Source organism: Flavobacterium profundi (assembly GCF_006491645.1).
Taxonomy (GTDB): domain Bacteria; phylum Bacteroidota; class Bacteroidia; order Flavobacteriales; family Flavobacteriaceae; genus Flavobacterium; species Flavobacterium profundi.
Genome location: NZ_VDCZ01000005.1, coordinates 57,593 through 80,046, shown reverse-complemented (window position 1 = coordinate 80,046; position 22,454 = coordinate 57,593). Strand labels below are relative to the sequence as shown.

Sequence of the window (22,454 nt, the reverse complement as noted above, 5' to 3'; positions counted from 1 at the left end):
AAGAAAATACTTATAATAATTTTAATAAATTTATACGGATTTATTATGAAATAGAAATATATTTTTATGAGATTAAATAATATTATAGTAATAATAGGCCTAATGTTGTTATCATTAACTACTTCAGCCCAAAAATTATCATTAGTAGATAGTATTACGCAATTGGTAAACAATAAGAAAGATTACAATCAAAAAATTGATTTCCTTCAGAAAAATATAAAAGAAATCTATGCCACTAAATTTGATGAAACCATTGCATTAGCGCAACTTGGATACAATCTCGCGAATGAAAAAAATGACAACATAAATAAAGGTGATTTTTTACGGACCATTGGTTTGTCATTAGGTAAAAAAGGAAATATAGACAGTGCTTCAGTATATTACTATCGCGCTTTACAGGTTTTAGAGCCAACTAAAAACACGGAAAAGTTAGGGTTATTGTACGACGATATGGCTCGTATGTATCGTAAACTTCGTCAACCTAATCGAGCATTAGAATTTTATGAAAAAGCATTACAATTATATGAAAAAGAAAAAAATCTAGAAGGTATTGCTCGAATCAATAATGAAAGTGGTGTCGTTTTTCGAGACGAAGGAGATTATGTAGAAGCAAATAAACGGTTTGAAAAATCTTTACGAATTCAACAAGAAAGGAAAGACAGCGTAGGAATTGGATATGCACTTGAGTTTTTAGGATACAATCAACTATTAATCAAAGACTATAAAAAATCAGAAAACTACTTGTTAGAAGCGCTAAAAATTCGAGAAAAATTAAATGATGATTTTGCTACGATGTTGAATTATACAGCACTTGGCGAATATTACAAAGAAATTAAAGCATTTGAGACCTCTAATAATTACTTTCTTAAAAGTAACGCATTGGCTAAGAGGATCAACTTTGTAGACATTCAAAAATACAATTACGAACAAATCACTGACAACTATCAAGCACAAGGAAATTATGAAAAAGCATTTGAAAGTTTGAAAAATTTCAATGTCTTAAACGATAGTTTGTATACTGCACAAAAACTTAAAGATGTAGAAGAAATTGCCACTAAATACGAAACATCTGAAAAAGAGAAAAAAATTGCTGAAAAAGAATTAGCACTTAAAATTCGTAATCAATGGATATTCGGACTTATCGCATTGGCCATTATCATAGGTTTAATAGGCTTTATACTCTATAAACAGCAAGTTCTTAAAAACATCCAACAACAAAAAGATAATGAATTGCAATTAGCCTTAGAAAAAATCGAAAGCCAAACTAAATTGCAAGAACAGCGGCTAGCCATATCAAGAGATTTACATGATAATATTGGAGCGCAACTTTCCTTTATAGTCTCTGCAATTGATACTATTAAATATTACATTTCAGACAGTAACGAATCTGTAACTCATAAATTAAATAGTATTGGAACATTTGCTAAAGAAACCATACAAGAACTGCGAGATACGATTTGGGCTATGAATAAAACAACGATAAGCATAAAAGATTTAAAAAGTCGTATTGCGAACTTTATGGAAAAGGCAAAATTATCGCATCAAAACATTCAGATTTCCCTAAAAACAGATCCTTCAATTGATGATAATCATTTATTTACAGGACTGCAAGGGTTGAATATATTTCGCATCATTCAAGAAGCTACAAATAATGCGGTAAAATATGCCGAAGCAACCGAAATCAAAATATACATAAGCCAAACTATTGCTGGAATCCAGTTTGAGATAGCCGACAATGGAAAAGGATTTGTAGAAGAAGAAATTGAAGCAGGTAACGGACTTTTAAACATGCGAAAACGAGCTTTGGAGTTAGGTAATGAACTTAGCTTAAAATCAGAAAAAGAAAAAGGAACAAGAATCAAATTTGAGGTTTAAATCATAATAAAATGATTACTATTTAAAAACATTGGATTATAAGACTTAAACCCATAATAGAGTTATGAAAACAAAAATAGCTGTAATAGACGATAATAATTTTCTTATCAAGAGTGTAAAAGACAAACTTTCCTTTTTTGATGAAATAACCATTGTTTTTACTGCTAATAATGGTCTAGAGTGTTTGGAAAAATTAGCAGAGAATCGCATGATTGATCTTATTCTAATGGATATTGAAATGCCAAAATTAAATGGGATAGAAACTACTGCTTTGGTCAAACAAAAATATCCACAAATTAAAATTATTGTACTCACCGTTTTTGACGATGACGAAAACATTTTCAATGCTATCCAAGCTGGAGCTGATGGGTATTTACTTAAAGATACCGATCCTAAAGCACTTTATGATGCCATTATACAAACGAGAGAGGGCGGGGCAGTAATGACGCCTTCCATTGCACTCAAAACGCTTAATCTTCTTCGTTCTCCTTTAGAAGAGAAAATTGAAAATGAGGAAGATACTGTTACTCTTACCAACCGTGAAATTGAAGTTCTAGAGCAATTGGCAACTGGACTTCCTTATACTTCAATTGCAGAAAACTTAATTGTTTCTCCTTCCACAGTGAGAAGGCATATTGAAAACATTTATCATAAACTGCAAGTACACTCTAAAACCGAAGCTTTAGCTTTAGCAAGGAAAAAACGATTGATTTAACTTTTTGGTTACAAGAATATACTAAATCATATACCTTGTGTAATGCTGGTAAAAAATTGGACATAAAAAAAAACGATTTAGAAACCTAAACCGTTTATTTTCAATAGATAAAATCTAGTAGCGAAGACGGGAGTTGAACCCGTGACCTCAGGGTTATGAAATCAGATAGTAAAAATTTTACTTTTGATTATCAATAACTTATACTTTGAAATATGTCCTAAAAAACACCAAATCGTATGCGTTTTTGTATTCCGAAATTGGGTTATTATTTTCTTTTTTATTAAAAATTATATTGAATCATTGCTTTTATAAAAAATGGTGTTCCAGGGGTAAAATGTATTTCTTCTACTGGTTGCGATTCAGATTGTAATCTTGATTCGGTAGCAAATTGTGTTTCATTCCATTCTACATCAAAAAGATTTTGAATCTGAATTCCTAAACTTATTTTTTCCCATTTGTAACCTGCATTAAAATCAGTAACCGTATATCCTTTTGCTACAATTGAATTATCTTCGTTTGCTGGTCTATCAGCTAAATGACGTGCATTTATACTTCCATATAAACCTGATTTGAAAATGAAATTCAAACCACTTACTAGAGTAAAATCTGGAGCTAATGGAATGTAATCTTCTCCTTTTGGTTCGTCGATAGATCTAGCATAGGTATAATTGGCATCTAAATTCCAAAATAACCAATTGGTGGGTTGGTATCGATAGCTTAAATCAATTCCTTGACGACGTGTTTTTCCACTTGGTTCTACAATACCTGCATCTCCAACATATACAAATTCTTGAGCTAAATATAAATACCAATATGCCATGTTTACTACCATTTTTGGTGTTGGCTTCCAAATGTAACCTAAATCAAATCCATATGCAGCTGGTAATGTCTTTTTGTCTTGCTCAGTAACTACTACTCGAGTATCATTAGAATGAAATCCTTTCCCTGTTTTTAAGTACAATTGTAGTTGTTCTGATGGGTTATAAAGAATATTAAATTTTGGGCTTACAATAGCTTTGGTTTCTTCTTGTGTTTTATATGTAGTAAGCAAAGCATCATTGTATTGGAAATTGAAATAATCTATTCTTACTGAAGGATTAAAAGTCCATTTGTTAACATCTATTGTTATTCCTAGATAAGCTCCTAAATTAGTTTCATTAATATTTCCTAATTGAATTTGCTCTAAAACTTCTGTTCTATTTAAAGTATGTGATAATTCAACGCTTTTGCTTTGATCGTTACGTAAACTTATTCCAGCTTGCCAACTTCCTTTAAATTTTTCTTTTAAGAAAGATTTCTCATAATCTGAGTTGAAGCCATAAATGATTCGATTTTCCTTTTGTTTGATTTGATCTCCATTTATTGGGTCTTCTAAGAAAAAAGTAAAATTAGAATACAGTTCAAAATCATACTGACTCATATAAACTTTATTTCTAATTGTTGTATTCTCATCAATTGTTTTGTCATAATTAACCAAAACATTATTTCTTGATGTATTACCACCTTCAGTATCGTCTATGGAGCCAAAACGCGAAATTAAACCACTATCTACAGCTCTTTGTGGTACTTGACCCGATGCATCCCACTTGCTGTCAAAATGAGAGATTGTAACGCCTAATCTATCTTTACTTGTTAAATAACCTGAATATTTTCCAAAAAGATTGGTTCTGTTAAAGTTTTGAGGACTTTCGAAAGGACCATCAGAAGATAAAAATTCTGAAGCAATGTAAGCATTATGTTTATTGCTATTTATTAGATTGAACATGCCTAATAATCGATACGTATCAAATTGTCCAGACTCTAATTTTATGAAACTTTGATCTAATCTCTCTTTAGTCATAAAATCAACGTAACCAGCAGTTGTAAAATTGCCTTTATTTTGATAGTAAGGTCCTTTTCCAAAATCTATTCTTTCGATGGTTTCAGGTATAACAAAATGTAAATCCGCATATCCTTGTCCATGGGCGTGGGAAGCCATATTTACAGGGAGCCCATCAACAGTTATATTTATATCTGTACCATGATCGATGTCAAAGCCTCTAAGGAATATTTGTTCTGCTTTTCCACCACCAGCATGTTGGCCAATAAATAATCCAGGTACTTTTCTTAAAACATCCTGAGAAGAATTTACAGGATTTGTTTGGATGTCGATATCGGTTATAATGTGTAAAGCATTTATTTTAGGAGAAATAACAATTTCATCTAAGTTAATTGCTTTTTCTATTAGAATAATATATAAAGTATTGCTAAGGTTCTTTATTTCGATTTGTTGAGTTTGGTAACCTACAAATGAAACTTGAATAATATCTCCTATGCTAACATTTTCTAAAGTAAAATCTCCATTTTCATTAGAATGTGAATGTTTATCAGTGCTTTTATTAAGAATATAAGCTTCCTGAATTGGTTTTTGCTTTTCGTCTACAATTTTTCCTGTGATTGTTTGTGCTTTAAGTAAGCAGGAAAATAAAAGAAAAAGAGAAGTCAAAAAAAAGAATTTCATTAGTGTAGCTTTATTTTTACAAAGACAAATATAAACTAAACTTAGTTGTAATTGTATTTAAAATTAAATTTCAGCAATTTTACAGTACTAAATTTTAAATCGTATGCGTTTTGTGTTCAAATGCATATTTTTAAAATTAAAAAACAAATGTAAATTATTGATTATAAATAATTTATGCTTTAATTATCAAGATTGGTTTACTTTTAAACCTCAGGGATGTAAAAATAATTTTAAAAGTAAAAAATTGATTTTTAATAGTTTATGTTTTTGGAGCTTTTTGTAGTAAAAATTAACTAGAGATAATTTTTTTAATTTTATAGAAATAAAAAAACCTTTAATTTGTTGAAAATTAAAGGTTTCTTGTAGCGAAGACGGGAGTTGAACCCGTGACCTCAGGGTTATGAATTGCCCAAAATCATTAATTTTCGCAGTTTTTTATATAATATTATAAAAAACGTATACTAAATCGTATACTAATTTATATACTGTTTAGGTTTGAGTTATTAAACAAATATACTTAAAACATTTTAATTAATACATTACACTTAATTTTAACATAAATTACATTTTTTCTATAACCATAGTTAAATGTAAAATATTCCTATTTTTTAAAAAATGCGCATACTATTTTTGTCGCAGAAAAAATAAAAGTCTTTTAACCAACCTTTTAGCTTTTTTAATGCTCTATACATTAGAGATAATTTAAAAAAGTACGTATTTATACGTAGCAAAAAGTATGAAAAATACGTATAAATACGTATTGACTCCTATAGGTAAGAAGACCTAATTTTGTTCTTGAGTAAAAATTATATGCTATTCTTATGATAAAAAAATCCTCATTCTTTGGGTTTGCCCTCATTTTGGCAAGCTCATTTTCTTACGCCCAAGACATCCTTTGGGAAAAATCCTACGGAGGCAAACATGCCGAATTTTTGTACGATGCGATTCCTACACCAGATTATGGTTTTATTCTGGCAGGAAGTTCTATTTCTGGTAAAAACGGAAATAAAGAAGACAATAATAAAGGCGATTTAGATTATTGGCTTTGGAAAATGGACGAAAAAGGGAACCTCGATTGGCAAAAAAGTTTTGGAGGTAACCAAGTCGATTTGTTGCAAAGTATTGCTATTACCAGCGATGGTGGTTTTATTTTAGGAGGTAGTTCTTCTTCAAATAAAAGTATCGACAAGCAAGATGACTGCAAAGGTCAGGAGGACTTTTGGGTGATTAAATTGAATGCTAAAGGTCAGGAATTGTGGCAAAAAACTATTGGCGGTAGTGGTATGGAAAAACTACTGAGTATTGCACAAACCAAAGACGGTGGCTACATTTTAGGAGGTACTTCTAGTTCGAATACTTCACCAGATTTAGAAAAGAATCCTTTTGGTAAAAGCGAAGATTCTAGAGGAAATTTAGATTTTTGGATTGTAAAACTAAAAGCTGATGGAAGCATGCAATGGCAAAAAACCATTGGTGGTCAATATATTGACGAATTAAAAAGTATATCTCAAACCAAAGACGGTGGTTATATTTTAGGTGGTTATTCTAATTCACCTGTTTCTGGTGATAAAACCGAAGCCAATTTCGGTTTAGGCGATTATTGGATAGTAAAACTTGATGAAACGGGAACTATCGAATGGCAACGCACTTTAGGTGGCGATAAAGACGATAATTTATTTACCTTATCACAAACCAAAGATGGTGGTTTTATTGTGGGTGGAAATTCCAATTCAGGTGCTACGAATTCCAAATCAAAATCCAGTCAAAATGGAAGTGATTTTTGGGTACTAAAATTAGATGAGAAAGGCGCAATCGATTGGCAAGAAACCTATAACTATGGAAAGATTGATGTACTAACGTCTATTGTAGAAAACAAAGACGGTAGTTATTTAATTGGTGGTTATGCGCAAAGTGAGGCCAAAGCCAATGCACAAAAGGTATTAGGGAAGAGTCTCAGTTCAGACAAAGAAGGAATTAACGATTATATCGCTTTAAAAATCAATGCGAAAGGAGAAGAGATTTGGAGTCAAACGGTTGGTAGTAAAGGCGATGAAGTATTGAAGAAACTCTTAGAAACTAGAGATGGTGGTTATCTTTTAGCAGGAACTTCCAAAGGAAGCGCTTCCAGAGATAAGAAATCAGCTAAAGGAGGGAGTGATTTTTGGGTAGTGAAACTACGCGATAAAGAAAAAGAAGAAGAACTAAAAATCAAAGTAGAGGCAATGCCAAATCCTGCGATTAGTTTTACCAATATCATCGTAAACTTTGAATACGAAACAGGAACGGCTACCGTATACGACTTAAACGGAAGAAGCCTACAAACCCAAACCTTACAAGGCGACCGTACGATTCCTATTGAAGTAAGTCATCTACCACAAGGGATTTACTTGGTTGAAATAAAAACCAACACTGAAAAAGGAAGCGTAAAAGTGATTAAAAAATAAGACAACATTACCATGAAATATATAAAAAACCTAAAAACAATAGTACTATTGCTGAGTACGTGTTTTGCATTTGCCCAAGAGTTACCTCAAGTGGTTCCTTTATCACCAGAGGCATCTTCTATTTTTAGATTTAATGAAACACCAGTATCGCTATACAACGGAACTCATAATACAAATATTCCTTTATTAGAGATTAATTCAGGAGGTGTATCGATTCCTATTTCTTTAAGTTATTCTTCAAGAGGAGTTCAAGTCACTGAGGTTGCCTCAAGAGTAGGCATGGGTTGGACGTTGAATTACGGAGGAATGATTTCCAGACAAGTAAGAGGAAGGGCTGATGAACATCATTATCCTGGTACTCTAACTTCTAATTTGATGAGCGGTTTCTATGAAAATTATAATGCAAGAGGGAGTGTATTTAATTATGGAGAATCTCAAGGGGCTCAGTATGATTTTATACCAGATAAATACATGCTTAATTCTAATTTTTACAGCGGTGAGTTTTATATGGATAAAAATAACCCACAAATACTAACTCAAAAAATTAGTGATATAAAGATTACAGGTAATACAGGTTCTGGTTTTCAGGTGATTGACAATGCAGGTAATAAGTATACGTATGGTGAAAACTATAAAGAGTATGATCGAACTTTATCATCAGTAAGAGTGTATATGGGAGTTGGAGCAGAATATCCTTCACCAATTAATGAAGGAGATATTTATAATTCGTGGAATTTAGAAACGATAACAACAGCCACCAATCATCAAATTCAATATATATATGCACCAGAAGATGTAGGTTTATTTAGAAGATCGGGTGATTATGAGTATATTTTTTCAGGAGATTATCAAGCAGGAAGTCCAGAGGTATCTTGTAATTATAATCAATGTAGATCACATCAAAATTTGATAAGTGAAATTAGGTTCAATGAAGGTAAAGTAAAGTTTATTAATCAATTAAATACAAGAGATGATCTATCTTTTGGTCATGCATTAGATCGAATTGAATTGTATAATGTAAAAAATGAATTAATCAAAAAGATAAAATTCAATTATGTATATAAAATAGGATTTGAAGATGATAATATTAATTACCATTTAAGATCTGCTGATAATATGGCTACGAAAAGATTGTTTTTAACATCGGTTGTTTTTATAGATTTAATTACCAATGAAGAGCAAACCTATAGTTTTGAATATGACGAACAACAACTGCCAAGTAGACATTCTAATTCTATCGATTCTTGGGGTTATTACAACGGCAAAAATAGAGGACAATATTTACGATTTATTGATAATGGTGGAAATTCAGCTGTTGACCCTGTTAAAATGCAAGCAGGTATTCTTAAAAAAATAACCTATCCTACAGGTGGTTCAACAGTATTTGAATACGAACCCAACTTTTTAAAAAATAATTTACCAGAAGCAATTAAGATTCAAGATCCAAATCCAACATTTTCTAAATCAATAGTATTATCAATTTTTGAGCCTCAAACGTATGATGGTGGTAGGTATATAAAAACATTTACCATAAACAATTTAGTTATCAATAGTCCTACCATCAATGTAAACCTTTCGGTTCCGAAAAATTTTCCTTGTCGATTAATTAATCATACAACCAATACTGTAACCAATTTAAGTACGGGAAATAATCCAATTAATGGTCTTACAAATGGTTCTTATTCTTTGGTAGTAGATCCAAGAGATTCCAATTGGAATCCTTATCCAGACCCTAATAATCCTACTAATCTAATGGAGAATAGTTTTTTTGTTTCTTTAAATTTTAAAGAAAGAGAATACAATCATAGTTCTCTATTGTTTGGTCCAGGAAATAGAATTAAAAAAATCACCAATTATTCTGCAACTGGTGCAGAAGAAAATTCTAAAAAATATGAGTATGTAGATAGTAATGGAATCACTACGGGTTATTTGTTAAGTGTTGCAGCTTTTATGACACACCATCCTAATTCTCCAGATGGTAATGGATATGATCATACACCTAATTTGCCTGGTGGATTATATAGTTCCTTTATGAAAGATAATTTTGGTTATGCTATGGTAAATGAATATGTAACCGATAAGTTTAATAACAAAAAAGATAAAGTAACTACCTACTATAGTTTAATTCCAGATGTTGGAAATTATTTTAGATTTCCAGTACATCCAGTTTCGGATAATGAATGGTTAAGAGGAAAAGAATTGCTTCAAAAAGTGTATAAAAAAACAAATGGCAATTATAGCTTAGTAAAAATGGTTGAAAACGATTATTTATTGTTTGATCAATATCATTTAGGATTGTATACAAATACTTTAACAAATATAAATGACATATATATTAATTATCATAACAATATTGAATATACCAACCCTTTTCAAATATTAGATATTGAGAAAAAGTTAAATGAGAATATAAGTTATTCCAATGTTTATCAAAGAAACAGAACAAAATTTGCTTATCCTTATGCTACATTTTGTCCTTTTTATGAAAATGGTCAAGATTACTATGGTTACAGAACTTCGTTCTTTATAGGCGGAACTTTAGATTTAGCTTCCACTAAAGTAACCGATTATTTTGAAAACGAAGTGGTGGAAACCACTACTACTTACGATTATGATTATAACGAACATTATAATTTGGCCAAAACGGCAACAACCAATTCATTAGAAGAAACTTTAGAAACCAAATATTATTATCCTTTAGATTCTGAAATGAGCGGTAAGACATTAAGAGATTCATTAATCAATAAAAATATGGTTGGGATGCCATTAGTTGTGCAGTCGTTTAATGGTACAGAGAAAACGTCTGAAGTTGAAACCGTTTATAAGAATTGGAATGATAATTTACTAGCTCCAGAAATTATAAAAACCTCTAACGGAGCACTTGCTTTAGAAGATAGAGTGAAATATAATCTTGTTGAGGATGCTAATGGTAATCCTTTAGAAGTACAACAAGAAGGAGGTGTGCTTATTAGCTATATTTGGGGCTATAATGGGACATTGCCTGTTGCTAAAATTGAAAATATTGCCTATAATAGTATTCCCACTAATTTAATAACAGATATTGGTACTACCACTCATACAAACCCAAGTAACTCGGGTGCTCCAGAAAGTGTAGTTTTAGAAAAATTAGATGCCTTAAGAAATCATCCCGCTTTAGCCAATGCTATGGTAACTACTTACACCTATAAACCATCTGTAGGAGTAAGCACGATTACCGATCCAAAAGGGAATCGTATTACGTATTATTACGATGGTTTTAACCGTTTGGAATTTGTAAAAGACAAAGACGGTAATATTTTGAGTGAAAACAAGTACCATTATAAAAACTAAGGCAATGAAGAAAATACTATATATTTTAACGCTTATTCCTTTTCTTGCTTTAGCACAAAGTCAAGATCAGAATTACATAAAAACAACAACCTATAAAAAAGCTTCTACTCAAGTAACAGTAGATGTAAACAATCCTGCGGATGCAGCAGTGCAAGTAAGCTATTTTGATGGTTTAGGTCGTCCGATTCAACAAATTGCTCATAAACAGTCTAGTTCTGGAAACGATATTATTACCCATATTGAATACGATGCATTTGGTCGTCAAATTAAAGACTATTTGCCTTTTAAATATAACAATCAAAATATTGAATTTGTTGATCCAGCAACTGTTGGGTCTGAACTAAACTCTTTTTACAGTTCGTATAATGGAGGAACTATGTTTCCATACAGTGAAAAGGAACTAGAATCTTCCCCATTAAACCGAGTATTAAGACAAGCAGCTCCTGGAGATTGGACGATGAACAGCGGTAAAGAAATTAAATTTGATTATCAAACTAATACGGATGACGATGAAGTAAAACTTTTTAAAGTGACATCAACTTGGAATGCTTCTTCTGGAAGTTTCACACCCGTAATTAGTAGTCCGCAACCTCATTATCCTGCCAATACGTTATACAAAACGATTACCAAAGATGAGAACTGGACTTCTGGTAAAAATAATACTACAGAAGAGTTTAAAAATAAAACAGGTCAAGTGGTTTTAAAAAGAACGTTTGCAAAAATATATGAGAATGGACTTTTAGTTGAAGCCGAAGCAAAACATGATACCTATTATGTGTATGATGTTCGTGGGAATTTAACCTTTGTAATACCTCCTTTAGCGGAAGGAGCTAGTGACCAAAGCACTTTAGATAATTTGGGATACCAATACAAATACGATTCTCGTAACCGTTTGGTAGAAAAGAGGCTGCCTGGCAAACAATGGGAATATATTGTGTATGACAAATTAGATAGACCTGTAGCAACGGGTCCAGCATATAGAATTTATGGAGCAGTTAGTGAAAACGATAAAGGTTGGCTAATTACGGAATACGATGTATTGGGTAGAGTTACACAAACAGGTTGGAAACAATTATCGGTTTCAGCTACTGATAGAGCGAGTTTTCAAAACAATGTAACTTCTGGAAGCAATCCTTTTACATTAAGTGCCAATGATATTTTGACTAAAAATTATTATGATACGTATTCTTTTCCAGATGCACCTCCACCACCTGCACAAGTGGAAGGACAAAACTTGGCTGCCAATGTAAAAGGCTTGCCAACAGGTTCTTGGATAAAAGTATTGGATGTGAATAACCCTAATGCTGGAGAAACTAGCTACACTTTATACGATGAATACTACAGACCTGTACGTACGTATACAAGCAATCATTTAGGTGGTTATACACAAGTGGATAGCAAACTGGATTGGGCTGGAAAAACGGAATATACTATAACAACGCACAAGTATGATACCAATGCTACAGCACTTACGGTAAGAGATAATTTCACTTATACCGCTCAAGATCGTTTGGAATTGCATACCCAACAAATTAATGGAGGTAGTGCGCAGTTAATTGCTAAAAACACCTATGATGAACTTGGACAATTAACGAGTAAGAATGTTGGTGGCACTGGAATTACTGGTTTACAAACAGTAGATTATACTTATAACATTCGTGGTTGGTTAAAAGGAATAAATGATGTAACTACCGTTGGCACTGGAAGCGACTTGTTTGCTTTTAGAATCAATTACAATGATTATCAGTCTTTAGGAACACATGATTCTCAATCAGAAGCGCTTTATAATGGTAATATTTCGGGTACGTATTGGAAAACTAAATTTGGAGCACTAAAAAAATACAATTATACCTATGATGATTTGAATAGGTTAGCCGAAGCTAAATATTTAACACCAGATTTGGTAACAAATAATGAAGGTGCTTACGATGAAAATGTGACTTATGATAAGAACGGTAATATTGTAACACTGCAAAGAAATGGTGGAATGATTGGAGGTCTTCCAAATCCTATTGATGATTTAATTTATACTTACCATACAACAAATAAAAACCAATTGGTTAAAGTATTTGATGACGAACCTAATCCACAAGGATTTAATGATGATGGAGATGGTTCAACTGATTTTAATGGTAATGATTATTTGTATGATGACAATGGTAATATGATTAAAGATGATAATAAAGGGATTACCAAAATTATATACAACCATTTAAATTTACCAACAGAAATTCTTTTTGATACCAATAAAATTGAATATCTTTACAATGCTACAGGACAAAAAGTAGTTAAAAAAGTGACAGAAAATACGGTAACAACAACTACTACTTATTTAGCAGGAGGTTTTCAGTATAAAAACAGTGTTTTACAATTCTTTCCACAAACTGAAGGTTATGTAAAAAAAGAGGGAAGTAGTTACAAGTATGTGTTTAACTATACAGATCATTTAGGAAATATACGATTGAGTTATTCCGATATGGACAATAGTGGCAGTATAGCTATCGATGAAATAGTAGATGAGAATGAATATTATCCTTTTGGATTAAAGCATAATACTTACCCTTCTACTAATGCGTACCAGTATAAATACAACGGTAAAGAACTGCAAACAGAGCTGGGATTGAACATGTATGACTATGGAGCAAGGAATTATGACCCTGCTTTAGGTAGATGGATGAATATTGACCCTTTGGCGGAACAATATAGAAGGTTCACTCCTTATACTTATGCAGTAAATAATCCTATATTTTTTGTTGACCCTGATGGAATGAGAGTTAGTTATGGTGATTTTATTGATAATGCTGGAAATGATCAAAGGTATAAGAATAAAAGAACAACAAATGATGGTGGTGAAAAAACAGAAGACAATAATCAAGAAGGGAACAATGATAGTTTTGGTTTTCAAGACCCTTTTGAACAAATCAATTCTAAAGAAGATAAATTCTATAGTCTAGCTTCAATTAGTCAAACATTTGAAGAGGAAGGAGCAGGAGGTCCGCCATATGAATATAATGGACAGATGTATGAAACTAAATCAGAACTTTACATGGCAATTCTAATGGATCAAGCAGCTGAACAATTTGGTATAAAAGATATAGTATCTTTAGCAGCAGTTATTGATAATCAAGGATATCTTTCTAAACGGTTCCAAATGAAAGGGGCTTCTAAAGGAACATCTTTAGCTTCTAAATTTGGTACAAAACTTTTACCGCAAAAAATGCCAATGCGATTACCTACCCATTTTAACAAAGCGGGAAAACTTGCATTTACAAAAACGTTAGGTAGATTTTTAGGTAGAGCTTTAGGTCCTATAGGTTGGGCAATACTTGTATATGATGTTTCTATGACTTTTTATAATACTCAAGTTATTTACAATAAACTTACAGAATAATGGAAAATTTAGAAATAGTTCAGCAATTTATCCAAATTTTTTGGGGCATAAAAGACAAAAAAAGATTGCAGATGGATACTAATCTATCTGATTTAGGATTTTATGGCGATGATAAATTAGAGTTTGTGCAGAAATTTTTTAATGATTTTGATATTGACTTTTCTGATTTTGAAGAAGACAAATTCATAGAGCCAGAGAAAGGATTTTTAAGCCCTATTAATCTGATAAAAAGAATTTTTAGTAGCAAAAAAGAAGATGAAGTAAAGGAAATAAAAATAAAAGATTTAGTATTAGCTCTAGAAAATAAGAAATGGATAAATAATTTAAAATAAATATCTATCGTTTATATACAATGAAAAACCCCAGCTGCGGGTAATGTATCAGATTTAGTGATGGATGGTTTATGAGTTTTTAATTAATTGATAATCAATAAAAATTAAAAAATAATTGTAAAAAAGATGAACTATATAGTTCATCTTTTTTTTATGTTTAAAGTTCTTAAAACAAAGAAAATGCTAAAAAAGAGCCCCAGAGAGAGCGGAAATGTGTTTCTGCCACAAAGTAGCTAAAAACAAAAACCACTCTGTAAAGGAGTGGTTTTGTTATTTTATAAGAGTTCGTTACTCTTTTTCTTTTTGATAATTTTTATAAGAATTAAAACCAACAATAGTAATACCAAAGACAGCAAGAGCCACAAGTAGTACCACTGTAGGTTTATCGCCTGAAGGAATTTTAATTGTTGTAGGGTCAACAAGAGGGATAATAATAAACATTATTTATAAGCTTGTTTAGCTTTATAATCTCTAATAGTCATATCAATAAAGTAAAAAAGTTTATCTTTTACATCGTCGGGTAGTTGTTGTACTTCTAAGATACGATTTAAAGTATTAGTATCTAGTAATGTATCAGTATTACCTGTTAAATAATCTAAAGAAACTTCTAAGAACTCGGCTAATTTATTAGCAGTATCAATAGAGGGCTTCATCTCTTCACGTTCGTATCGTCCAATCACTGGGGATTTTGTTCCTAAGTGTTTAGCTAAATCTTCTTGTGATAAATTTTTATTTTTTCTTACCTCTGTTAAACGTTTACCAAAACTGGTAATGTATCAGATTTAGTGATGGATGGTTTATGAGTTTTTAATTGATTGATAATCAATAAAATTAAAAGTAATTGTAAAAAAGATGAGCTATATAATTCATCTTTTTTTATGTTTAAAGTTCTTAAAACAAAGAAAATGCTAAAAAAAGACAACCTTGTGTATTAGAATTAGTGATACGGGTATTTGCCCTTATTGTAACACTAAAAATTTAATTAAAAATGGTTTTACTAAAAACAAGAAGCAACAGTTCTATTGTAAAAGTTGCAACAAAAGATGTATTGATTATTATAGCTATAATGCTTATAAAGGAAATACAAATGCTAGAATTATTCAATTTATAAAAGAAGGTTTGGGAATAAGAAGTATAGCAAGAGTGTTGCAAATTGCAACGACTACAGTTTTAAAAAGAATAATTACTATTGCTAAAAAGATTCAGAATCCTATTTTCTTCAAAAATAAAAGCTATGAAGTAGATGAAATGCGTTGTTATTTAAAACGAAAAGACAAACCCATATGGATAGTATATGCTATGGAAAGGAAAACAAAGCGAGTGGTGAGTTTTAGTTTAGGTAGAAGAACCAAAAGAACCATTCAATATGTAACTAATTCATTATTACTTGCAGCACCAAAAGCCATTTACACTGATGGGTTAGTACATTATAAATCTTTAATAAATAAAGTAATACATAGAGTAACACGTTTTGGTACCAATCAAATTGAAAGAAATAATTTGTCTATGCGAACCCATTTAAAACGATTGTAACGCAAAACCATTTGTTTTTCTAGAAGTTACATACAGTTGCAATGTGTATTACGCATTTATTTTTGGAGTTAAGTTATTTTCTATAACTCTTGACTTTCAATATTAGATTGTTTTGTAATACTTATTAGTTTATATATTTTCTTCTTTTTTTGTTTTCCACCATTGTCTTAATTCAATCATTTTCGGTTCTCCAATATTTATTAGACCTTTACCCGATTCTAACTTATTGATTTCAGTTTCTAATTTGTACTTACTGCTTGGTGTACCAACAAAATTACTAATGGCTTTATAGTCCTTATTTTGAATATTTAAACAAATAGGAAGTTTTACTTGTGAAGCAAAATCAAAGTCTTTTGTTTTGTAGTCTTCAACTCCTTGTGAAAGCATAACGATAATAACACCTTTTGATCTTAATAGTCTCAAAAGTTCCTCTAGTGCTTTTCTAGCATTTTTATTTTTTAAATATATATGAGCTTCATCAATTACAATTACATAGCGTAATGGAAAAATATGGTCTTGTGGTTCACAATCATTGGTTGAGCTAAAATAAGAATTGAAATATCTCAATAACAAAAACACAACTAACTGTCTCAAAGTGTCTGATAAAGCTGGTGGAAGATTGAGATATAGGCTTTTATCTAAAATATCTGTATTGTTTGGACTACAATTGAAAATATTGGTTGTCAAATCTTGAATACCTGCAAATAATGTATCTGGTTTTCTATTATTTTCCTCGTAATACTCTTCTAAATTTTCAAATAACTCATTTATTGTTGGATAAGAACCATTTTTGCTATCGAATAAGTCGGTTATAACATTTGTCAGAATATTTTTTTGAGCAACACCAACACTAGGGACAAAAGTGGCTATTGTGTCAACAAAAGCTTTAATACTAAAAGGTCTTTGTCTTTCGTCTAAACTAATTGATAAAAATGGATTAAATTCAATTCCACCATCATTAACAATATCAATAAACTCACATTTTGTTGCATCTAAAAATGGCTTTAATTGCTCTGGATTACCTTCTCCTTTGTAATCAAAGAAGATGAACTTTAAATCATAATTAGTGTTTTTTGAAATTTGATATAAAATATCTTTCATTAATTGTGTTTTTCCTGAACCTGCCATTCCAGCAATAGCAATATTTCTGTTATCAAACTCTCTTAAATCATTAATTCTAATTTCAATCGTTTCACCTTCTTCTGTTTTTCCTAATTGGAATGTTAAAAGGTCTTCAAATTCTTTTACTTTGATTTTATTTGAACTTAAACCAGTTTTTACAGTTTTTGATCTTAATGTTAATCCTTTTTTGATTGGGTTTAATAAAAGTGAAATGTGCTCTCCTTTTGTAATATCACTATTGTTTAATTTATTATTCCAAATTTCAAGACCATCTTTTAAATGAAGTTTATAAAGTTTAATAAACTCACTTTCTGTCAATTCTTTATTATAATGTTGATCGAAAATGGATTTATAAAGAGTAAAATTATCAACATCATTTACTAAACGACCAAATATGTTACTTGTTGGAGTATATTCTCTTCCGTTTTGAGCTAGACTATTATCATTTTCGTGAAAGAGACGACCTTTTTCAATGCTTAATGAAAGAGCAATTCTGCCAGTGATAGTATCTCTCTTAAAATTATAGATATTTGTAATTCGGTCTAATAATTCTGTACTTTCTGAATCTATTTTAAATCTAATCATTGCTTGTAGTATTAAAGTAACCGCTTTTTAAAGTTGTGTTTGCTCCATCATTAAATAATAAATAGGATTTTGAGATATTTTCAGAAATATCTTTGTAGCGTTTAGGAGTGATCTCGCTATTTGTTGAAAATAAAACAACTTGCTCTGAAAGAGCTGGATAATATTTTTTGGTGATATTATCTCTATGTTCTTCGTCAAGTCTACCAAGTGGTGTATCTATAAATATTGGTAAATTCTGTATAGATTCGTTTAAAATCGCTTTTATTAAGCACGAAATATAAATTTGTTTCTCACCAGAAGACAAACTTTCTTTTCTAATTTCATTATCATCTTGATCTAAAAGAGTTATTTTCATTCCTTGTCCAGATGCTAAAATGGTGACTTTTACATCTTCAATAAATTTGTTACTATTCTCTTCACTTCCAAGTTTGTGCATTAATATTTTTAACTCGCTTAAAATAGTTTTTTCAAGACTGTCTTTGTGTTTGCTTTTCTGTTCTTCTAGGAATGTAATCAAGACGTCAATATATTTTTGACTTTCTTTTATTTTAATTTTGTTTTGGGCATTGATATCTACCTTTTTTACTAAAGTTAAAAGCTGTTGATTTAAACGAACAATATCATTTCTTAACTTTGATATTTGCTGATTATTTTCACCAATTTTTCTATTACTTTCTGTAATGTTATAATCTGCTGTTTCCTTTTTTGATGAATATTCTAAAATCAATTCATCTTCTAGATCAGCATCAAATTTACTTAATGTTTTATTCAGTTCAGATAGTTTTATTTGAACTTCATTAAATTCTTCAATTGTAGTCTCAAATTGATCTTTTGATTGAGAGTTAACAAGATTAATTGCATCTGAAATTAGATTTTTTTCTGCATTGCTTAAATCGTGCTCAAATTCTAATTCATTATAATCTCCATTTGAAGCAAATAATTCTGAACTTAATTTTTTCGCCTTATCGTAATAAAAAAGCTTGTCCTTAAACGACATAGTAGTATTTTCAGGTTCAGGTGGTTTGTTAAAAAGTAGTTCAATAAAATTCTCAATTTTTTCAGCGTTCTCTTTTGATAAATTTTGTGATAATGTGTTTTTCTCTTGAATTTCAAGATGTTCACTAACTTCTTCAAGTTTACCAGTTAAAATAGCTAACGGAATTATTTCGCTTAATTCATTGAATTTTTCAGATAGTTCAAATTCCTTTGCTTTAAGCTTTTCTATTTCAGATAAAATTGATTCTCTATCAAATGTTGAATTCCCTTGTTTGCTGTGTTGCGATATGAGGTTATCGTATTGTCTTATGGTTTTCTTTAAATCATCAATCTCTTTAAGTTTTTCAGCATTTTCTTCTTCAAGTTTTTCAATATCTATTTCAGAGAGTTCAATTGCTTTTTCTTTGTCAACTATTTGCTCTTGTAAGTTCTTTGTAGCTCCTTCTTTTTTCAATGTATTAATATAAAACTCTATATCCTCAATTAGAGTGTCGTATGTATCAAGACCTAATATTTTGCCTAATGCATCATTTATAAAACTACCTTCTTCCTTAATAGATAAATTTGCGATTTCAGAGATTTTTTCTGCATCAAAAAACACAAATTTTGCAGCATCTATTGGAATTATATAATCGTTTATAAAATTAATTTTATCAGCTTCATCATCAAATATTTCCATATTCGAATTAGTATCTGAAATAGAAAGAGTTTCATTCATACTAGTAATATTAAATGTTCTAGTTATAATAACACTATCAGAATTTGAATTTAGTTTACTCAATTCGGGTAATTCTATTTCTGAAACTTTAATACTAACCGAAAATGTATCTTTATTTTCTCTTTTTGCTGTCCAATTTATAGACTGTTGCATAAAAGATGAATAGTTTTTTTCTTTTTGGATTTCCTTTTTAAAGTTATCATCTATTTGTGAAATTTTTTCTCCATAAAGACACCAAACTATTGATAATAAGAAATTTGTTTTACCATAACCATTTCTACCACCTATAACAATAATATTTTGGTCGGTATCAGTTGTTAAATCAATATTTACAACATTGTAATATTGTCTGAAATTGTTAATTTTTATATTTGAGAATTTCATTTTATTGCTTTTTCAATAACATCATTAATTTTTTGCTGATGGTAATTATTTCTTTTCTGCAACTTCTTTATTTTAACCGAATCCAATAATGTTTCAATAGATTCAAAATTGACTTCCTTATCATTGCAAATCTCTTTGAGTCTTTTATTTTGCAATAGTTTAGTTTCTTTAATTTTCATATTTTATATTTTGAATAAGTTTAGCAACTTCTATAAATTTATTTTGTTCTTTGCTGTCAAGTTCGTTTTTATCAAATAGCTTTCTCTGTTTGTAAAAGAATTGATATAAATTTTCTTCACCATTTTTATTAGCTGAAGGCAACCTATGATTATTCGTAACAAATGAAATTAATTCTTGATACTTCTCATTTGAGTTCAATCTTCGTCTACCATTTACACTTGGATATTTCGCTAATAAGCTGTTTAGCTTATCTTCTTTATTTTCATTTAGTTTTCCTGTGTTTAGTTTACTCTTTTGAACATTAAGCCAACGGTAAAGATTTATTTCTTTTTCAGGCACACCATTTGAAAATGGTAGCCTTTTTTCTATTGAAATAAAATTTTGAAGCATTTCAAATCTTTCTTCCCAAGTTTTTTTATCGGTTTTCTGGACCTCCCATATTCTCTTAAAGTCAGATTCGTATTTTTTTGTTGTTAATCCTATATAAGAACCTTTAAAAAATATGTACAATCCAGATTCATCAAGTTTTAAATTTTGAAGAATGCTATATTGATTTGATTTTGGACGATATTTTAAAACGTGATCTGTGATGTGTGAAATATGTTTCGGTACAGAAAATTGCATTAAATATTCTTCAACAATATCTCGTATTGTACCTCCTTTAAAATTGTCTAATTCACTTTCCCATTTTTTCAAACCAAATACACTCTTTCTACCAATTGGCACAAAACCATTTTTCCGTTTCATTGAAACTCTGATTTTTGCTTCTTCTGTGTCGTAGTTGGGATGCAGTTCTATTACCTTTTCAAAAATCTCTTTAACCTTTGAGGGTTTTCCTAAATGGTAAAGTGCTTCAAAAGCATATTCGTGTGCTTGTCTATAAGTATTTCTTTTGAAATTTATGTTTTCATCTAAATCAAGATAAATTTCAAATTCTTCATTAATAATTTTCTCACAGATTGGTAACAACAATTCTAGAATATCAATATTGTTGTTTGATAGAAACTTTGATAAATAGCTTTTGAAATTGAAGAAATACGATTCTTCAATTCTATCGCTTACCCTGTTTGAAATATCATTAGTAAAAGAAGTGAAATCAAATTCCAATGTTAATTCTTTTTCTACTAAATAGAAGTTATTCCAATTGTGTCTGTTGCGTGAATTAAAATATTTTGGTTGTAACACATCTTCATAATTTCCAACTATAGAAAAACTATCTTTTAGATATGCTGAAAGTATGTATGTGATAAATTCTCTAGAAAAGTTTGTTTTATTTGATTGATTGATTTTATGTAAAATATTTACGGTTATTTCAATATACATTGATTCAACATCTATGCTATATTTTTGAAATAAATCGTCATTGAGATTAGAAACAAAAAGTAATTTGTTAAATAAATCGTCTAGACAAAGTTTTCTTATTTGTCTTACCCTTTCCCTTGAAAGGTTAACTTGTTCAGCTATCTCATCGAGCGTTAGTTCTTTTTGATTATTGAATAATTTCAAAGCTTTCTTTACTATAACTGTTTGAGTCTTATCAAAAATAGCGTATTGATTTATAAGGAAATCAGTAAGTTTAAAAATTGATTCGGATTCTAATATTTCGCTAGGAACTAATGGAATATCGTAAGTTCGTTGTATTAAAAATTTATTTTTTAATGCAATTAAATAATTTTCATCGTTTGTTTGGCACACCTCAAATATGAAATCTTTAATAATTGAAATATAGACTTCTATTTCAGGTACACATTTAGCACCAACATTTTTTATTTTTTTTGGATTGAAATTTTCGGACAGTAGAATTTTTTCTGTGAAATTTTTAACTTTAAGATTATTACTTAAAAGTAAAGATATTGCATTTTTGCTTCTTACTGACAAACTATTAGTGTTTACATAAATGAAACTATTTATAACATTTCTTTGAACCCTATTCAAATTTAAATTAATATTTTTTAAAGTTTTTTTTTCTTTAGACAAATTTTCTGAATATTCAATATATTCATTTTGGTATTTGTTACATATATCAATAAGCTCTTCATTAGATTTCCTTCCGCAATTACGTAGTTTATAAAAGCTGTTGTTCTTGTAATAATATTTTTTTAAATCTGATATAGTGTGTAATTCATTGTACTTACAAAGGTGATAAGATCTAACACTTATTTCTTCATTTTTATATATGTAATCAATTGTCATTTTTTCAAATCATTTTTTAATGAAGCTTTAAAAAACATTTATTTTACTGTTTTCAATGTTAGTTGGTAAACTTACTTAGGTTTTTTACACAATTTTTTTGAATAAATAAAAAACTGTATATAAATTTTAATCTAATAACTATAGTTAATATAAATT

Annotated in this window: 13 protein-coding genes and 1 pseudogene; 7 read left to right on the top strand and 7 right to left on the bottom strand. The window is 29.9% G+C overall.

Annotated features, from left to right (window positions below; translation table 11 throughout):
- Window positions 1-66: 66 nt before the first annotated feature.
- A complete protein-coding gene (locus tag FHG05_RS08375; RefSeq protein ID WP_140997567.1) occupies window positions 67-1,875 on the top strand; it encodes a sensor histidine kinase in 1,809 nt (602 codons plus the stop codon).
- Window positions 1,876-1,939: 64 nt separating this feature from the next.
- Window positions 1,940-2,590: a response regulator gene (locus tag FHG05_RS08370; protein WP_140997566.1), complete on the top strand. Its 651-nt coding sequence runs from the start codon at window positions 1,940-1,942 to the stop codon at window positions 2,588-2,590.
- 280 nt (window positions 2,591-2,870) lie between these two features.
- Here FHG05_RS08370 and FHG05_RS08365 read toward each other — a convergent pair whose 3' ends face one another.
- Window positions 2,871-5,090 carry a TonB-dependent receptor gene (locus FHG05_RS08365; protein WP_140997565.1) on the bottom strand — a complete coding sequence of 740 codons (2,220 nt, stop codon included), beginning with the start codon at window positions 5,088-5,090 and terminating at the stop codon, window positions 2,871-2,873.
- A gap of 821 nt (window positions 5,091-5,911) precedes the next feature.
- Between FHG05_RS08365 and FHG05_RS08360 the strand changes: the two genes are divergently transcribed.
- Genes FHG05_RS08360 through FHG05_RS08345 form a run of 4 tightly spaced genes read left to right on the top strand, consistent with a single transcriptional unit; the run spans window position 5,912 to window position 14,587 of the window.
- Window positions 5,912-7,534, top strand: a complete 1,623-nt coding sequence (locus FHG05_RS08360; protein WP_140997564.1) for a T9SS type A sorting domain-containing protein — start codon at window positions 5,912-5,914, stop codon at window positions 7,532-7,534.
- 12 nt (window positions 7,535-7,546) lie between these two features.
- Window positions 7,547-10,864, top strand: coding sequence for a hypothetical protein (locus FHG05_RS08355; RefSeq protein WP_140997563.1), 3,318 nt, complete (start codon window positions 7,547-7,549; stop codon window positions 10,862-10,864).
- Window positions 10,865-10,868: 4 nt separating this feature from the next.
- A complete protein-coding gene (locus tag FHG05_RS08350; protein ID WP_140997562.1) occupies window positions 10,869-14,255 on the top strand; it encodes a DUF6443 domain-containing protein in 3,387 nt (1,128 codons plus the stop codon).
- Window positions 14,255-14,587: a DUF1493 family protein gene (locus tag FHG05_RS08345; RefSeq protein WP_140997561.1), complete on the top strand. Its 333-nt coding sequence runs from the start codon at window positions 14,255-14,257 to the stop codon at window positions 14,585-14,587. The genes FHG05_RS08350 and FHG05_RS08345 overlap by 1 nt, the downstream gene beginning before the upstream one ends.
- 288 nt (window positions 14,588-14,875) lie before the next feature.
- Here the strand turns inward: FHG05_RS08345 and FHG05_RS18375 are convergent, their stop codons facing one another.
- The gene (locus FHG05_RS18375; RefSeq protein ID WP_157504207.1) at window positions 14,876-15,028 is read right to left on the bottom strand and encodes a hypothetical protein; all 153 of its coding nucleotides are present in this window, start codon (window positions 15,026-15,028) and stop codon (window positions 14,876-14,878) included.
- Window positions 15,028-15,360, bottom strand: a complete 333-nt coding sequence (locus tag FHG05_RS08340) for a helix-turn-helix domain-containing protein (protein ID WP_219994974.1) — start codon at window positions 15,358-15,360, stop codon at window positions 15,028-15,030. The genes FHG05_RS18375 and FHG05_RS08340 overlap by 1 nt, the downstream gene beginning before the upstream one ends.
- A gap of 151 nt (window positions 15,361-15,511) precedes the next feature.
- Between FHG05_RS08340 and FHG05_RS08335 the strand changes: the two are divergent.
- A pseudogene (locus tag FHG05_RS08335) lies at window positions 15,512-16,192 on the top strand (IS1 family transposase).
- A gap of 57 nt (window positions 16,193-16,249) precedes the next feature.
- Here FHG05_RS08335 and FHG05_RS08330 read toward each other — a convergent pair.
- From FHG05_RS08330 to FHG05_RS08315, 4 genes are read right to left on the bottom strand one after another with little or no spacing between them, the layout of a single operon-like run.
- The gene (locus FHG05_RS08330) at window positions 16,250-17,827 is read right to left on the bottom strand and encodes a DndE family protein (protein WP_157504205.1); all 1,578 of its coding nucleotides are present in this window, start codon (window positions 17,825-17,827) and stop codon (window positions 16,250-16,252) included.
- Window positions 17,820-19,925 carry a DNA sulfur modification protein DndD gene (gene dndD, locus FHG05_RS08325; protein WP_140997560.1) on the bottom strand — a complete coding sequence of 702 codons (2,106 nt, stop codon included), beginning with the start codon at window positions 19,923-19,925 and terminating at the stop codon, window positions 17,820-17,822. The genes FHG05_RS08330 and dndD overlap by 8 nt, the downstream gene beginning before the upstream one ends.
- Window positions 19,922-20,104 (bottom strand): DNA modification system-associated small protein, encoded by a 183-nt coding sequence (locus FHG05_RS08320; protein WP_140997559.1) that lies wholly within the window; start codon window positions 20,102-20,104, stop codon window positions 19,922-19,924. Before FHG05_RS08320 ends, dndD begins: the two co-directional genes overlap by 4 nt.
- Window positions 20,094-22,298: a helicase associated domain-containing protein gene (locus FHG05_RS08315; protein WP_140997558.1), complete on the bottom strand. Its 2,205-nt coding sequence runs from the start codon at window positions 22,296-22,298 to the stop codon at window positions 20,094-20,096. The genes FHG05_RS08320 and FHG05_RS08315 overlap by 11 nt, the downstream gene beginning before the upstream one ends.
- Window positions 22,299-22,454 lie beyond the last annotated feature (156 nt).

Excerpts from the sequence above, each read along its gene's own strand:
- FHG05_RS08345 (WP_140997561.1), top strand. The coding sequence starts at position 14,255 with ATGGAAAATTTAGAAATAGTTCAGCAATTTATCCAAATTTTTTGGGGC.
- FHG05_RS08365 (WP_140997565.1), bottom strand. The coding sequence starts at position 5,090 with ATGAAATTCTTTTTTTTGACTTCTCTTTTTCTTTTATTTTCCTGCTTA.
- FHG05_RS18375 (WP_157504207.1), bottom strand. The coding sequence starts at position 15,028 with ATGTTTATTATTATCCCTCTTGTTGACCCTACAACAATTAAAATTCCT.
- FHG05_RS08370 (WP_140997566.1), top strand. The coding sequence starts at position 1,940 with ATGAAAACAAAAATAGCTGTAATAGACGATAATAATTTTCTTATCAAG.
- FHG05_RS08320 (WP_140997559.1), bottom strand. The coding sequence starts at position 20,104 with ATGAAAATTAAAGAAACTAAACTATTGCAAAATAAAAGACTCAAAGAG.
- FHG05_RS08355 (WP_140997563.1), top strand. The coding sequence starts at position 7,547 with ATGAAATATATAAAAAACCTAAAAACAATAGTACTATTGCTGAGTACG.
- FHG05_RS08375 (WP_140997567.1), top strand. The coding sequence starts at position 67 with ATGAGATTAAATAATATTATAGTAATAATAGGCCTAATGTTGTTATCA.
- FHG05_RS08315 (WP_140997558.1), bottom strand. The coding sequence starts at position 22,298 with ATGACAATTGATTACATATATAAAAATGAAGAAATAAGTGTTAGATCT.
- FHG05_RS08350 (WP_140997562.1), top strand. The coding sequence starts at position 10,869 with ATGAAGAAAATACTATATATTTTAACGCTTATTCCTTTTCTTGCTTTA.
- FHG05_RS08330 (WP_157504205.1), bottom strand. The coding sequence starts at position 17,827 with ATGATTAGATTTAAAATAGATTCAGAAAGTACAGAATTATTAGACCGA.
- dndD (WP_140997560.1), bottom strand. The coding sequence starts at position 19,925 with ATGAAATTCTCAAATATAAAAATTAACAATTTCAGACAATATTACAAT.
- FHG05_RS08360 (WP_140997564.1), top strand. The coding sequence starts at position 5,912 with ATGATAAAAAAATCCTCATTCTTTGGGTTTGCCCTCATTTTGGCAAGC.